Origin of the sequence: Sphingomonas sp. LR55 (assembly GCF_036856015.1) — a bacterium.
GTDB lineage: Bacteria > Pseudomonadota > Alphaproteobacteria > Sphingomonadales > Sphingomonadaceae > Sphingomonas.
Genome location: NZ_JASPFO010000001.1, coordinates 2,550,716 through 2,564,795 on the forward strand (window position 1 = coordinate 2,550,716; position 14,080 = coordinate 2,564,795).

The 14,080-nt window shown below is 63.9% G+C and carries 13 protein-coding genes and 1 pseudogene; 8 read left to right on the forward strand and 6 right to left on the reverse strand.

Features of this window, described 5'->3' with window-relative positions; genetic code table 11:
• The first annotated feature begins 144 nt into the window (after window positions 1-144).
• The 3 genes and pseudogenes from QP181_RS12110 to QP181_RS12120 all read left to right on the forward strand — a co-directional run bounded on the left by QP181_RS12110 (window position 145) and on the right by QP181_RS12120 (window position 5,620).
• Complete coding sequence (locus QP181_RS12110) at window positions 145-870, forward strand: haloacid dehalogenase type II (RefSeq protein WP_333928664.1); 726 nt, start codon at window positions 145-147, stop codon at window positions 868-870.
• Between the two features lie 105 nt (window positions 871-975).
• Complete coding sequence (locus tag QP181_RS12115) at window positions 976-3,081, forward strand: ATP-binding protein (protein ID WP_333928665.1); 2,106 nt, start codon at window positions 976-978, stop codon at window positions 3,079-3,081.
• Between the two features lie 621 nt (window positions 3,082-3,702).
• A pseudogene (locus tag QP181_RS12120) lies at window positions 3,703-5,620 on the forward strand (ribonucleoside-diphosphate reductase subunit alpha).
• Between the two features lie 138 nt (window positions 5,621-5,758).
• Here QP181_RS12120 and QP181_RS12125 read toward each other — a convergent pair.
• The gene (locus tag QP181_RS12125; RefSeq protein WP_333928666.1) at window positions 5,759-6,019 is read right to left on the reverse strand and encodes a DUF2171 domain-containing protein; all 261 of its coding nucleotides are present in this window, start codon (window positions 6,017-6,019) and stop codon (window positions 5,759-5,761) included.
• 56 nt (window positions 6,020-6,075) lie between these two features.
• Here QP181_RS12125 and QP181_RS12130 point away from each other — a divergent pair, with 56 nt between their 5' ends.
• The 3 genes from QP181_RS12130 to QP181_RS12140 all read left to right on the forward strand — a co-directional run bounded on the left by QP181_RS12130 (window position 6,076) and on the right by QP181_RS12140 (window position 8,439).
• A complete protein-coding gene (locus tag QP181_RS12130) occupies window positions 6,076-6,279 on the forward strand; it encodes a hypothetical protein (RefSeq protein ID WP_132736349.1) in 204 nt (67 codons plus the stop codon).
• 62 nt (window positions 6,280-6,341) lie between these two features.
• On the forward strand, window positions 6,342-7,394 hold the full coding sequence (locus tag QP181_RS12135) for a ribonucleotide-diphosphate reductase subunit beta (RefSeq protein ID WP_056484648.1): 1,053 nt from the start codon (window positions 6,342-6,344) through the stop codon (window positions 7,392-7,394).
• A gap of 802 nt (window positions 7,395-8,196) precedes the next feature.
• Window positions 8,197-8,439 (forward strand): helix-turn-helix domain-containing transcriptional regulator, encoded by a 243-nt coding sequence (locus QP181_RS12140; RefSeq protein ID WP_333928667.1) that lies wholly within the window; start codon window positions 8,197-8,199, stop codon window positions 8,437-8,439.
• 163 nt (window positions 8,440-8,602) lie between these two features.
• Here QP181_RS12140 and QP181_RS12145 read toward each other — a convergent pair whose 3' ends face one another.
• From QP181_RS12145 to QP181_RS12155, 3 genes are all read right to left on the reverse strand, one after another.
• On the reverse strand, window positions 8,603-8,893 hold the full coding sequence (locus QP181_RS12145) for a type II toxin-antitoxin system RelE/ParE family toxin (RefSeq protein ID WP_333928668.1): 291 nt from the start codon (window positions 8,891-8,893) through the stop codon (window positions 8,603-8,605).
• Entirely contained in the window at window positions 8,894-9,910 is a 1,017-nt protein-coding gene (locus QP181_RS12150; protein ID WP_333928669.1) for a thermonuclease family protein, read from the reverse strand. It lies immediately after the preceding gene.
• A 536-nt stretch (window positions 9,911-10,446) separates the two neighbouring features.
• A complete protein-coding gene (locus tag QP181_RS12155) occupies window positions 10,447-11,112 on the reverse strand; it encodes an outer membrane protein (RefSeq protein WP_132736355.1) in 666 nt (221 codons plus the stop codon).
• Window positions 11,113-11,402: 290 nt separating this feature from the next.
• Here QP181_RS12155 and QP181_RS12160 point away from each other — a divergent pair, with 290 nt between their 5' ends.
• Window positions 11,403-11,630 carry a hypothetical protein gene (locus QP181_RS12160; protein WP_333928670.1) on the forward strand — a complete coding sequence of 76 codons (228 nt, stop codon included), beginning with the start codon at window positions 11,403-11,405 and terminating at the stop codon, window positions 11,628-11,630.
• 65 nt (window positions 11,631-11,695) lie between these two features.
• Here QP181_RS12160 and QP181_RS12165 read toward each other — a convergent pair whose 3' ends face one another.
• Together QP181_RS12165 and QP181_RS12170 are read right to left on the reverse strand one after the other, a co-directional pair.
• The gene (locus QP181_RS12165) at window positions 11,696-12,040 is read right to left on the reverse strand and encodes a DNA primase (RefSeq protein ID WP_132736360.1); all 345 of its coding nucleotides are present in this window, start codon (window positions 12,038-12,040) and stop codon (window positions 11,696-11,698) included.
• Between the two features lie 78 nt (window positions 12,041-12,118).
• Window positions 12,119-13,378: a multidrug effflux MFS transporter gene (locus QP181_RS12170; RefSeq protein ID WP_333928671.1), complete on the reverse strand. Its 1,260-nt coding sequence runs from the start codon at window positions 13,376-13,378 to the stop codon at window positions 12,119-12,121.
• Window positions 13,379-13,506: 128 nt separating this feature from the next.
• Between QP181_RS12170 and QP181_RS12175 the strand changes: the two genes are divergently transcribed.
• Complete coding sequence (locus QP181_RS12175) at window positions 13,507-14,004, forward strand: hypothetical protein (RefSeq protein ID WP_332754848.1); 498 nt, start codon at window positions 13,507-13,509, stop codon at window positions 14,002-14,004.
• The last annotated feature ends 76 nt before the right edge of the window (window positions 14,005-14,080 follow it).

The following is a 14,080-nucleotide window of genomic DNA, read 5'->3' on the forward strand; positions in this document are numbered from 1 at the left end:
GCCACCCCCAGTGCCCAAATCGGGTCCCGACCTTCACCGGGATGGGGGCCAAAGCGTCGACGACGCGCTCACCGCCAGCATGCGCAAAGGCCTCGAACTCGCCCATTCCGGGGAACCAACCCCCGCCCCCACCGTCTCTCCTCCATGGTACATCGCGCGTCCATCAAAGCCCTGGCCTTCGACGTTTTCGGCACCGTCGTCGATTGGCGTTCGGGCATCGCCCGCGAGGCGGCACCCTTCCTCGCGCGCTTGAACCGCGGCGATATCGACCCGCACCGCTTCGCCGATGGCTGGCGCAAACGCTATCAGCCGGCGCTGGAGGAAGTGCGCAGCGGTCGCCGTCCGTTCGTGATCCTCGACACGCTCCACCGCGAGGCACTGGAGGATCTGCTCCGGCATCACGCCATCGATCCCGCCACGCTCGACGAAGCCGCGCTCGTCGACCTCACGCATGCGTGGCACCGGCTCGATCCATGGCCCGATTCCGTCGCAGCGCTGACCCGACTCAAGGCCGATGTCCCGATCGTCACGCTGAGTAACGGCAACATCGCGCTCATGCTGGACATGGCTCGCCGTGCCGGTCTTCCCTGGGATGCGATCCTCGGCGCGGAGGTGAGCCGCGTCTACAAGCCGCTCCCCGAATCCTACCTCGCCACCGCGCGGTTTCTCGGCATTGCTCCCGGCGAACTTTGCCTCGTCGCCGCGCACCACAGCGACCTCGCTGCGGCGCGCGCCGCCGGCCTGCAGACCGCCTATGTCGACCGCCCTCAGGAATATGGCGGCCGCTCCGCACCTGATGCGGATGCCGCGCAGGATTGGGACTATAGCGTCGACAGCCTGACGCGATTGGCCGACGAACTGTGCCGATGACCCGCCGACCTGCCTGCGAACCGGTAGAAACGTGCGACGCGTCGCCGTATCGAACGCACCCCGGAGTAAAATTCGGCCTGGCGTGCGACCCGGCAGGAATTTGAGATGACCCTACAGACGGCCGAGGCCGATTTCCTGACCGGCGGCGGCGAGATGGCCGCGATGATCCGCGCACACGACTGGTCGACGTCTCCGCTGGGGCCGATCGAGCACTGGCCGCAGTCGCTACGGTCGATCGTATCGCTGATGCTTGCCTCGGAATTCGCGATGTGCGTCGCCTGGGGACCCGAACTCGGCTTCCTCTACAACGATCATTACGCGCGGATCCTCTACGACAAGCACCCCGCCGCGCTCGGCGGTCGGCTCGATGTCATATGGTCGGAACTCTGGTCGGACATCGGCCCGCTCGTCGACCGCGCTCTCGGCGGCAAGGCATCGTTCTTCGAAAACCTGCCGCTGGTTACCAATCGCAAGGGCTATGACGAGCAGACCTGGTTCACTTTCTCCTATTCGCCGGTGCGCGACGAAAGCGGCGCGGTCGCCGGCATGTTCTGCTCGACCTACGAAAGCACCGAGCGAGTCCAGACCGAACGCGCACTACGCGACGAGCGCGAGCGAATGAGCCAGATGTTCGCGCAGGCGCCGACCTTCATGGCGATGCTGCGCGGGCCCGAGCACCGGTTCGAGCTGACCAACCCCGGCTACGACAAGCTGATCGGCCACCGTGAAGTGCTGGGACGCACGGTCGCCGAGGCATTGCCCGACGCGGTCGAACAGGGGTTTCTGGACCTGCTCGACGGCGTGTTCACGAGCGGCGACGCCTTTACCGCGCGCGGCATGCTGTATGCGGTCCAGGCCGAACCCGGCGGCCCGATCGACGATCGCTATGTAGATTTCGTCTACCAACCGATCCGCGACGCGACCGGCGCGGTCGTCGGCGTGTTCGTCGAGGGCGCGGACGTCACCGATCGCAAGATGCTCGAACGCGATCTGCAATCGCTCAATGCCGACCTCGAACAGCGCGTCCGCGATCGCACGCAGGAACTGGTCGAGGCACAGGAAGCGCTCCGCCAGGCGCAGAAGATGGAGGCGGTCGGCCAACTCACCGGCGGTATCGCGCACGACTTCAACAATTTGCTGCAAGGCATCACCGGCAGCCTGGAGATCGTCCAGCGCCGCGTCGCGCAAGGCCGCGTGAGCGAACTGGACCGCTTCATCACCGGCGCCACCGCCGCCGCCAACCGCGCGGCCTCGCTCACCCACCGCCTGCTCGCCTTCTCGCGCCGCCAGCCGCTCGATCCGCGCCCGGTCAAGGTCAATCCGCTGATCGCCTCGCTGGAGGACCTGCTCCGCCGGACCATCGGCGAGCAGGTCGAGCTCAAGATGGTGCTCGCCGCCGGCCTCTGGACGACGCTGTGCGATCCCAACCAGCTCGAGAATTCGCTGCTCAACCTGGTCATCAACGCGCGCGATGCGATGCCGCATGGTGGCAAGCTGACGATCGAAACAGGCAACGCGCTGCTCGATGACCATTTCATCGCCAGTCAGCGCGACGTCCGCCCGGGTAGCTATGTCTGCATCTGCGTCTCGGACACCGGCACTGGCATGTCTGCGGACACGATCGCCAAGGCGTTCGAGCCGTTCTTCACTACCAAGCCGATCGGCCAGGGCACCGGGCTCGGCCTGTCGATGATCTACGGCTTTGCGCGCCAGTCGGAAGGCTATGCGAGGATCTACAGCGAGGTCGGCCAGGGCACGACGATCAAGCTGTATTTGCCGCGCCATTACGGCGAAGCGGAGCAGGACGAGGCGCTCCCCAGCCTGACGCAGGATCACGCCACCGACGCGGGTGAGGTCGTGCTGGTGGTCGAGGACGATACGGTCGTCCGGTCGCTGATCGTCGAGGTGCTCGGCGAGCTCGGTTATCAGGCGGTCGAGGCGCATGACGGCCCGACCGGTCTCGAACGGTTGCGGACGATGGACCGGATCGACCTGCTCGTCACCGACATCGGCCTGCCGGGGTTGAACGGCCGCCAGGTCGCCGACGCCGGTCGAGCGATGCGCCCGGGGCTGCGCGTGCTGTTCATGACCGGCTATGCCGAAAACGCCGCGCTCGCGGCGGGCTTCCTGGAGCCGGGCATGTCGATGATCACCAAGCCCTTCGCGATGGAGGCCTTGGCCACGCAGATCCGGACGATCATCGAGGGCTGAGCCAGAACCCCTTCAATCACCTCCACCCCGGCGAAGGCCGGGGCCCAAATGGAAAGGTTGCAGTAACGACGCGCACCGCTCCGTTGGCGACGCCCCCTATTGGACCCCGGCCTCCGCCGGGGTGGTGCCGTCGGACGAGGCATCGATGAATCGCCAACCGCATTTCGATCCTCCCCCGCCAGGGGGAGGATCGTTAGCGACACACCCCATATCTAGCGCCCCGCCCTCCCTCACAACCAAAGCAACATTTGCCACTTCGACCCTCGAAATAATTTTTCGTTCCCGCCCCGTTCCCTTGCACATCGCGAACCCCGCAGAACTCCACGCGTCGCGAATATCCCGCCCGGCCAACCCGCACGCGAACGCGACGAACCGAGCCCCCGACCACCCCCGCACCCCCTTGCGTCTCTCCGCGCTTTGGCACAATCTCTTGGGGTTGCGTTCGGGGGCGGACCCAATCGCTGGTAGAACAACCTTCGCATAGTCCTATGCGATATGACCGTAAGCGCGCCTTCCACCGCCGCGATGGTCACTTTTTGTTCTCCCGTTCGGGTCCGTCCGATGGTAGCATGGCGACAGGCGACCGATTCGAACGAATACAGAACACTAGGAGCGGTTTCGATGGATTTCAGAGACAGCAGCCGGGATAGCGACATGACCACAGACACGATCGACCAAGCAGCCCCCACCATCGAAGCCGAGGCTCCGAAGGCCCCCGCCAGGCGCAGGACAGTCATTCCGTGCGCGCACAGATCTACCCGGTCGAGGTCGATCACAGCCGCGACGCGCTGCTGACCGAATTCGGCAAGGACACGCTGAAGGATCGCTACCTGCTCCCGGGCGAGAGCTACCAGGACCTGTTCGTCCGCGTCGCCTCCGCGTACGCCGATGACGCCGGCCACGCGCAGCGTCTGTACGACGCGATCTCGAAGCTCTGGTTCATGCCCGCCACCCCGTTCTCTCGAACGGCGGCACCGGCCGCGGCCTGCCGATCTCGTGCTACCTCAACTCGGTCCCCGACAGCCTCGGCGGAATCGTCGACACCTGGAACGAGAATGTCTGGCTCGCCTCGCGCGGCGGCGGCATCGGCACCTATTGGGGCAACGTCCGCGGCATCGGTGAGCCGGTCGGCCTTAACGGCAAGACCAGCGGCATCATTCCGTTCGTCCGCGTCATGGATTCGCTCACGCTCGCGATCAGCCAGGGCTCGCTGCGCCGCGGGTCGGCCGCCGTGTACCTCGACGTCTCGCACCCCGAGATCGAGGAATTCCTCGAAATCCGCAAACCCTCGGGCGATTTCAACCGCAAGGCTTTGAACCTGCACCACGGCGTGCTGATCACCGACGCCTTCATGGAAGCCGTCCGCAACGGTGACGAATGGCATCTCCGCTCGCCGAAGGACCAGGCGATTCGCGCCACCGTCGACGCGCGCTCGCTGTTCCAGAAGCTCGTCGAGACCCGCCTCCAGACCGGCGAGCCGTACATCGTCTTCGCCGATCACGTGAACAAGGCGATGCCGAAGCATCACCGCGAGCTCGGCCTCAAGGTCTCGACCTCGAACCTGTGTTCGGAGATCACGCTGCCGACCGGCAAGGATCACCTCGGCAACGAGCGGACGGCCGTGTGCTGCCTGTCGTCGCTGAACCTCGAGACATGGGATCAGTGGAAGGACGAGAAGGGCCTGATCGAGGACGTGATGCGCTTCCTCGACAACGTGCTGCAGGATTACATCGACCGCCACGAACCCGGCATGGAACGCGCCGCCTACTCCGCGGGCCGCGAGCGCTCGGTCGGGCTCGGCGTGATGGGCTTCCACAGCTTCCTCCAGGCACGCGGCATCCCGTTCGAGGGCGCGATGGCGAAGTCGTGGAACCTGCGCATGTTCAAGCACATCAGCAGCCAGGCCAACGAAGCCTCGATGCAGCTCGCGATCGAGCGTGGCCCCTGCCCCGATGCCGCCGACGTCGGCGCGATGGAGCGGTTCAGCTGCAAGATGGCGATCGCGCCGACCGCGTCGATCTCGATCATCTGCGGCGGCACGTCGGCGTGCATCGAGCCGATCCCGGCGAACATCTACACGCACAAGACGCTGTCGGGCAGCTTCTCGATCAAGAACCCGTATCTCGAAAAGATGCTGAGCGAGAAGTCGAAGAACTCGGACGCGGTGTGGAACTCGATCCTCGAGCAGGGCGGTTCGGTCCAGCATCTCGACTTCCTCTCGGTCGAGGAAAAGGACTGCTACAAGACGTCGTTCGAGATCGACCAGCGCTGGCTGCTCGAACTCGCGGCCGATCGCACGCCGTACATCGACCAGGCGCAGTCGCTGAACCTGTTCATCCCGGCGGACGTCGAGAAGTGGGACCTCCTGATGCTCCACTTCCGCGCGTGGGAGCTCGGCATCAAGTCGCTTTATTACCTCCGCTCGAAGTCGGTCCAGCGCGCGGGCTTCGCCGGCGGCGTCGAGGCGGACAACACGATCGACCTGCGCCAGATCGACGTCGAGTCGAAGGATTACGATGAGTGCCTTGCCTGCCAGTAAGGCCTCTCGGCGTTCAAGCGTGACCCCGGCCCGTGACACACGGACCGGGGCGCGCCTGGCGCAAAAACCCCGGCCCGCGCTAAGCGGACCGGGGTTCGGACTGGCTATGCGGTGCGTTCGATACGCACCGCGTTCGCGTCAGGCCTCTTCTTCGAACGTCACCGCCACGTCGGCGTTGGCGGAAAGCCGGACCTTGCCGTCCTCGATATCCGCGACCAGCCCGAGCGAGATGAAGTGATGATGCCCTTCATGGCTGCCCGTGCCCTCGACGACCTGCGCGCCCGAGTCCTTCTTGGTCAGCTTGATGCGGTTGCCTTCGACCTTGTCGACGGTACCGACATGGACGCCGTCCGCGCCGATGATTTCGGCATGTTCCTGGATCTTGGTTGCATCGACCATGGTCGTTCTCCTGTTTGGGGTTCGGGTGCTGAACGCGCGCCGGGCGAGTTGGTCGCATGACGTATGGTTCAGCTATCATGTTCGTGGTCGCGGGCGTGCTCGGAATCGTCGGCACCGCGATGCTGCTCCGGTTGCGTAGCCCGAGCATCACCGAGCAACAGACCTACGCGTTCCGCATGATCGGCATCATGCTCACCTCGGGCGCGATCGTCCTCGCGATGTCCGCCGCCGCGATGTGGCAGTGGAGCACCGAGACATGAAACACGCGACCTGATCCCACCAGTTTCCCGATATAAAACCCATCTTCCGAAAGGCTTACCCCATGTCCCTCCTTCACGCCTCCAAGCAGTACAAGCCGTTCGAATACCCCTGGGCGTTCGAGTTCTGGAAGCGCCAGCAGCAGCTCCACTGGCTCCCCGAGGAAGTGCCCCTGGGTGAAGATTGCCGCGATTGGGCGCAGAAGCTCAGCGATCATGAGCGCAACCTGCTCACGCAGATCTTCCGCTTCTTCACGCAGGCCGACGTCGAGGTGCAGGATTGCTACCACGAGAAATACGGCCGCGTGTTCAAGCCGACCGAGATCAAGATGATGCTGACCTCGTTCAGCAACATGGAGACGGTCCACATCGCCGCCTACAGCCATCTGCTCGACACCATCGGCATGCCCGAGAGCGAGTACGGCGCCTTCCTCGAATATGCCGAGATGAAGGAAAAGCATGACTACATGCAGCAGTTCACCGTCGACAACGACGAGGACATCGCCCGCACGCTCGCCATGTTCGGCGGCTTCACCGAGGGCGTCCAGCTGTTCGCGTCGTTCGCGATGCTGATGAACTTCCCGCGCTTCAACAAGATGAAGGGCATGGGCCAGATCGTCACCTGGTCGATCCGCGACGAGTCCCTGCACTGCGAGGGCATCATCAAGATGTTCCACACCTTCTGTCAGGAGCGCCAGTGCCTGACCAAGGCGGTCAAGGACGACATCGCCGACGTCTGCCAGACGACGATCCGCCTCGAGGACAATTTCATCGACCTCGCCTTCGAGATGGGCCCGGTCAACGGCATGACCCCCAAGGAGATCAAGAAGTACATCCGCTTCATCGCCGACTGGCGCATGACTCAGCTCGGCCTGAAGCCGATCTACATGATCGACGAGCACCCGCTGCCGTGGCTCGCGCCGATGCTCAACGGTGTCGAGCACGCCAACTTCTTCGAACAGCGCGCCACCGAATATTCGAAGGCCGCGACGAAGGGTCAGTGGAACGACGTCTGGGACTCGTTCGACAAGCGCCAGACTGCGAAGAAGGGGCCGATTGCGAATGTGGACCTGAGTGAGGTTCGCGACATGTTCAGCGATTCTGTTGCTGCTGAATGAAATGATGTAGTTGTAGGTATCGGCGAACCAATATCAGCCTACAACCTTAACAACTTAACTGACGAGGTGGCAAAATAACCGACTTAGATATTATAGTGGCATCTATTTTGGAAAAGTCCATTCCTACTGCCCATCTACCCATCTCGTCAGGTATTAGCGAACCGGGGGCGTCGGTGCCGACAGGGCACCTCCCGTCGACAGTTCCGTCCCCATCGACAACAATTCCAACTACTGGATCTGGCGATAAGAAGTAAAAATGCCCTCCGCTACCGACTGGATTTCAGCGAGCTCGTCGCTTTTGGCAGCTTCGGTGGCGGGGTACGCTGCGTGGGTAGGGCTTGCCACATTCAAAAGACAGCGCACAACTTCAGATATCGACTTCGCCTTCAAAATATTTACCGAGATCAACCGGTATTGGGACCGCATAACCGATAATCAGTCGAATGATTATAATATGGGCCAGATATTAGCTCATTTTGAGATAGCAGCCTCGCTGTTTAACCGTCGAATATTGTCGACGGACGCGAACTCGATACTACGCGATCATATTGTAGAAGTGTTCACACTCATCCAATCATCGGACGGGGGAAGTCGCTGCTGGACAGATGCGGATCGTCCGAATCCACATTTCTGGAACTGACGAAGTTTGCGCGCGAGAACATGCCGCAAGCTTTGTCCGTACAGAAATTTCACGAGCAAAAGGCGCAGCGCTCGCCTTCTAGCTGATGAGGGATGACAAATCCCGGCAAAGCGCGGATATTCAGCAAGCCCGCGACATCGCCAAGGCCTGGGAGTCCAACTGATGGCCGTCGAAACGACCGACTGGAACGTCACCGACCACCTCGACAGCGACGCCGCGATTCTCGCCTATCTCGAAGCAGTCTTCGAAGACGGCGACCCCGCGTTGATCGCCGCTGCACTCGCCGACGTAGCCAAGGTCCGCGGTATCGCCGAACAGCCCAAGCCCCGGCCCGATATTCCGCTCGACTCGGTCATCCGAACGCTCAAGGCCCTCGGCCTTGAACACACCGCGAAGGCAGCGTGAAAACTGCGTCGCAAATCGCAGCGTTTCGCCATGTTCAAACGGTCAGTTCGCGCAACACCGTTCGATCGGGATCATCATTGATCGGTCGCGTGCTTGTACCATCCCGCGCTCGATCTTCGCCCGCTTCCATGCATCATAATCGCGCTGAGCCTTCTGCGCCGACTCAGTCGGGCCGATCATTTACCCCCTCCTCATCTCGCGCTCCATGCCTGACGCGCAAAATGATCACGCAGTCGTCGACCACGCGATAGCGAAGAATATACGGCCATACCGTCGTCCGCTCACGCCGTCCGCCGCCCACGTCGCGACCTCGATCCGGAAAGATCGCTAGGCTGTCTGCGACCGCGATAAGCCGCACACCCAATGCCTTGGCAGCGACGGGATTGAACGCGGAGACATAGGTAACGATCGCCTCTAGATTGGCGACGGCATCGTCCGTCCAGGCAATGCGCAACTAATCGCCGACGCGAGGTCGGGGTAGAGGCTCGGTCGAACCCCATGACGATAGCCAGTGCTTGACCGCGTCGTGGCTGATCAATCGCCCGTTGCTCACGTCCGCGTCGGCCCGCACATCGGCCTCAGCCTCCGCGGCTGGATCGCTCGTATCGAACAAGGCGTTTTCGCGCGTCACCGGTCGGAGATACACCTCAAAGGCAACCACGACCAGCGACAACTCAGGCCCACCCACACCAAGGCGATCGCTTCCCCCACCATAATTCCGCGCCAGTCCGTAGCGGACGAGTACCGCTCCCAGCGACTCCCCGCCCCGCTCGACGATGCGCAGCTTGCGCCCGTAGCGGTCGACGTCGCGCTTGATCGGGGTCAGCGTGAAGGGGCCGGCGTTGAGCAGCGCCTGCATCTTCAGCGTCGCCGCCTGCCCCAGCCGTGCTTCACGGGCGCAACGCGGCGGATGGGTCTCCGGCGTGTCGATGTCGGCGATGCGGATCTTCGTGCCCGCCATCCAGAACGTGTCGCCGTCGACCATGCAGTCGATCCGCTTGGCGTGCCCGCAGATCGTGAAGCGCGCGGAAACCGCCTTGCCCCCCGACAGCGCGGACGCCGCCGCCGCCACGGTCGTCGCCGCACTGGCGACCCCCGCCGCGGTCGCCAGCGCGCCGGTAGCAGTGGTGGCGGCACCGGCCGTGGTTGCCGCTCCGGCGGCCGCGGCCGACGCCTCCGCCTTCGCCGCGTCCGCGCCCCAACCCCAGCCCCCCGGCACGCGCAAATGCCCGGCAGGCCAGGCGATGCCGAACCCGGTCGGCCATTCGATCTTCAATCCCGACGGCACCAGCGCCGCCCAGTCGATCTGGCGGATCACCGGCATCATCAGCCCGAGCAGCACGCCGTAGAACACCAGGCGGAGCTGCAGCAGGACTCCCGGCCTGGTACCGCGCGCCGAGCCCCCACGGCCACGCGTGGCGCCAGCGCGGTCGCCGCCGAGCAACCGCATGAAATCAAACACATACTCCATCATCGCTCGCGCCTACGCGCGCGCGCGGAAGTCACCTTGGCGCGACCCGGTCTTGCGGCGAGCGGAGTCGGAAACGAGGCGAACGCATCGTGAACATCGCGCAGGTCACGTCCTAGATGAATCGGACCAGCAATGCACCCGCTCGCAGACGCGCCAGATTTTGCTGTCCTACACGGGGCCGACATGCCCAGTTCGACGCATGCCAGCCCTCACTCCAGTCCAGCGCGACGTGCACGCACCCCGCGATGCGTCCAGCTTGCGCCCTCCCGCAAAGATCGTGCGAGCGTCTACACTTCCTATACTTCACTCGCCCGACACACCGGAAACGCCAGACATGCGAAGGGCGGAAAGTGCCGCCACTCCCCGCCCCCGCGCGCCCTGCGCACCCTCCCGCAATTATCGCGCGAGCGTCTGCACTTCCTATACTTCACTCGCCAACCCACTGGAAACGCCGGACACACGAAGGGCGGGAAATGGCCCTAGCCACTCCCCGCCCCCGTTACGCGTCCAGCTTGAACCTCTTGCGAGGCAAAGGCTTAGAAGTGCGTGATGATACCGAGCATCGGACGGAAGCTCTGCGCGTCGCCGAAGGTGTTGACCTCGGCGCGGATGCGGAAGCCTGCGTTGCCGGTGATGCCCTTCAGGCCAATGCTCTGCGGACCGACTTCTGCGCCGATGCCGTAGGTGATCGCGCTGTAGTCACGACCGGTGTCGCCACCGTTGGTCGAGCGTGCCGAGAAATGGTCGAAGTTGACCCACTGGTAGCCGACCTTGCCGTAGATCAGGCCGCTGTCGCCAGCGCGGAAGCCGAAGCGGCCTGCTGCGCCGTATTCCCAATCGATGTTGCCATCGATGCCCTTGATCACGTTGCCTTCTGCGCCGACGAAGACCGGGCCGAGCGGCACGTTCACGCCGAGCACGCCCTGGACCAGCGAGCCCGATGGCTTGTAGCCGCGACGGAGCGAGTTGTCGGCGTTCAGCGCCTGCGGGATGCCGTGGCCGCGCTCGTTGTCGAACTGCTCCCAACCACCCATGACGCCGAAGTACGGCTCGATGCCGAATGCCTTCGAGCCGTCCGGAGCTGCTGCTTCGCCGGGCTGTGCGCTGTTGTCGGTGGGAGCCGGTGCCGACATGTCCTGCGCGAAGGCGGGAACTGCGACCGTTGCGGCGGCGAGGGCGATTGCCAGGGAAAGCTTACGCATGCGTGTGACCTTATCTCGAGTGTTGCGTGGATCCCCGACTGCACGGTGCGTCGGTTCGGTCCAGGCAAGTCGAAACAGGCCGGCGGGCACATGGTTGCACAAAAAACGTCACATTCGGGGAACTGCCGGGGAACTGTTCGGCTGTGTTGCGTTACAGCAACGGTTCCTGTCAGTTACATGAACGAACGATGGCTTCGCCGCGGCGAACTAGCCCGGAATACAGCGGAAAAGCGGCAAAAATCAGCGGATGCCGGCATTAACGCTATCTGTTTATCAGTGGGTGACGATCGATGTGCAATGCAGCATCGATGGGGTTCTCACGTCTGTTCCGCAGCCGCTGGGCCGCGCTGTTCTGGTCCGCCGGTATCGTGTGGACGGCCTATGACGTGGCCAGCGACGCACCGGAACCACCCGCCGGAAATGCGGTTTCGAGCAATGTCGTGGAGGGGCAGACCGATGCGACGGGCGCTGCGTTCGATGCGCGGGACCTGGCGATCCTCGCCAACGCCACCGGTTAAACGCCACCGGTTAGCAGCGACGCGCCGTTCGTTGGCGCGTCGCGGGTCGTTCAGGGTTTCGTGGTTCAGGGCTTCAGCGCGACGTCGTCGGCGTCCTTGAGGTCCTCGTCGTCGTCGATGCTGCCATCGTCGAGTTCGTCCTGGACGTCATCCTCGTCCATGTCGTCTTCGTCCATCGTGACCGAGGCATCGCTCTCGCCGACCTCTTCGGAGTCCATCTTGGTCTCGTCGATCGACTCGTCGTCGATGTCGTCCTCGCCCAGGTCCGGATCGAGATCGGTCAGGATGACGCCATCGGTCGGGCCGCTACGCGTCGCCTCGAGGATCTCGGCGCGCTGGCTCTCGTCATAGCCCTCTTCGTCATAGCCGTCGTCGCCCGAACCGGCACTCGGCACCTGATGTCCGCCCATCGTCACACTCCCTCGTTCAGGACGCCCGCACGCTGCGGGCCTACCGGATGCGAACGGTGGACGTGCGCGGTGGTTCCTTCAAGCGCGCAACGGCGCCGTCGACGCAGGGCGGAACAGGCGCCCCCGCTCGGTGATCAGGATGGCGAGAAGCGCGGCGAGACCGGCAACCAGGAACCCGGCGACCAGCGGCACCGTCGTGCCATTGAACGCTTGCCCGATCAGCGCGCCGATCACCGCGCCGATCGTCACGCTCAGGAATCCCTGCACGCTCGATGCGGTGCCCGCGATCCGCCCCATATTCTCCATCGCCATCGCCGAGAAGTTCGACGTGGCGAGGCCGAAACACCCGAGCGTCAGCGCCTGGAAGATCGCGAAACTGACCAACGTCTCGAACCCGATCTCAATCGCGAACAGATGCACCAGTGACACCAGGATCAACACCGACAACGCGCCGTGGCTGATCAGCCGCGTCCCCAGCCGCATCACGATCCGCGAGTTGAGGAGGTTGCACGCCGCCATCGTCACCGACGTCGTCGCGAAGATCAGCGCGAGCAGCGTCGGCTTGTGAAACACATCCGCCATGATCTGCTGGATCGAATTGAGATACCCGTACAGCGCCCCCATCAAGGCGGTCGAGGCGAGCGTGTAGCCGAGCGAATTGCGATCGGCGAGCGTCTGCCGCCAGTCGCTCAGGATGCGGCGGGGAGTAATAGGCAGCACATTCTCGGGCGCCAGCGTCTCGGGCATCCGCAGATAGAACCACACCAGCACGCCCAGCGTCAGCACCGCCACGGTCCAGAAGATCGCGCGCCAATCGCCGAACTGGAGCACCGTCCAGCCGAACGTCGGCGCCAGGATCGGCACGATCATGAACACCATGAACGCAATCGACATCACCCGCGCCATCGCCCGCCCGTGATAGCAGTCACGGACCAGCGCGATCGTCGCGACCCGCGCGGCGGCAATCACCGCACCGCCGAATGCGCGTGCGGCCAGCAACAGCGTGAAACTCCCCGCGGTCGCGCAGGCGACGTTGGCAATGATGTACAGGACGAGCGACCAGAGCAGCACGGTTCGCCGCCCGAACCGATCCGCGAGCGGCCCGTGGACGAGCTGCGCGACGCCGAAGCCGATCACGAACGCGGTCACCACGAACTGCCGCCCGTTCTCCGTCGCGACTCCGAGCGAGTCGCCGATCGCCGGCAGCGCGGGCAGCATCGAGTCGATGCCGAGCGCGGTGAGCGACATCAGCGAGGCGACGAGCGCGACGAACTCGACGAAACCGATCGGCGCGCCGCGCATCGCTGGCGCGTCGGATTGGGGATCCTGGGTCTGCATGATGCCTGCGCCTTTACCCGCTCGGCCTGTCTTGCGAAACCCGCTAACCGGCGCGGTTCGGCGATGATTGCGCGATACGTTGATGCCTCCTATCTGTATTATCATACCAATACACATCGGAGAAAGCCATGATCCGCCCGCTCCTGCTCGCCACCGTCAGCCTTGCCGGCGCGCTCGCACTGTCCGCCTGCGATCGCTCGAACGAAGGCGCGTCGGTCTCGATCAACGCCGACGGCGGCAACGTCCTCGGCGCGATCAATGGCGAGACCGGCGAGATGAAGATCGACGTCCCCGGCTTCCAGGGCTCGGTGAAGCTGCCGAAGATCAAGATCGACACCGGCAATTTCGATCTCAACGGCGTGCGCCTGTATCCGGGGTCGTCGATCAAGACGCTCAACATCGTCGGCGACGACAAGGCCGGTGGGTTGCGGGTGGCGTTCGCTAGCCCCGCCACCCCGACAATCGTCCGCGACTGGTTCGCCGAGCGGCTCGGCAAGGTCGGCTACCAGGTGCATCCCGAGGGCGCGAACCTGATCGGCACGACGGACGAAAACAAACCCTTCCGCCTCGAACTCGCCCCCGACGGCAAGGACAAGGCGACCGGCACGATCGTCATTAGCGGCTGAGGCTCCAATCCTCCCCGCCAGGGGGAGGATCGTTCAAAATGTAAACGCAGCCTAACCCAGGCATTTGGCACCGCCT

Coding starts and splice junctions, on each gene's coding strand:
- QP181_RS12110 (WP_333928664.1), top strand. CDS start 145: ATGGTACATCGCGCGTCCATCAAAGCCCTGGCCTTCGACGTTTTCGGC.
- QP181_RS12115 (WP_333928665.1), top strand. CDS start 976: ATGACCCTACAGACGGCCGAGGCCGATTTCCTGACCGGCGGCGGCGAG.
- QP181_RS12125 (WP_333928666.1), bottom strand. CDS start 6,019: ATGGTCGATGCAACCAAGATCCAGGAACATGCCGAAATCATCGGCGCG.
- QP181_RS12130 (WP_132736349.1), top strand. CDS start 6,076: ATGACGTATGGTTCAGCTATCATGTTCGTGGTCGCGGGCGTGCTCGGA.
- QP181_RS12135 (WP_056484648.1), top strand. CDS start 6,342: ATGTCCCTCCTTCACGCCTCCAAGCAGTACAAGCCGTTCGAATACCCC.
- QP181_RS12140 (WP_333928667.1), top strand. CDS start 8,197: ATGGCCGTCGAAACGACCGACTGGAACGTCACCGACCACCTCGACAGC.
- QP181_RS12150 (WP_333928669.1), bottom strand. CDS start 9,910: ATGGAGTATGTGTTTGATTTCATGCGGTTGCTCGGCGGCGACCGCGCT.
- QP181_RS12155 (WP_132736355.1), bottom strand. CDS start 11,112: ATGCGTAAGCTTTCCCTGGCAATCGCCCTCGCCGCCGCAACGGTCGCA.
- QP181_RS12160 (WP_333928670.1), top strand. CDS start 11,403: ATGTGCAATGCAGCATCGATGGGGTTCTCACGTCTGTTCCGCAGCCGC.
- QP181_RS12165 (WP_132736360.1), bottom strand. CDS start 12,040: ATGGGCGGACATCAGGTGCCGAGTGCCGGTTCGGGCGACGACGGCTAT.
- QP181_RS12170 (WP_333928671.1), bottom strand. CDS start 13,378: ATGCAGACCCAGGATCCCCAATCCGACGCGCCAGCGATGCGCGGCGCG.
- QP181_RS12175 (WP_332754848.1), top strand. CDS start 13,507: ATGATCCGCCCGCTCCTGCTCGCCACCGTCAGCCTTGCCGGCGCGCTC.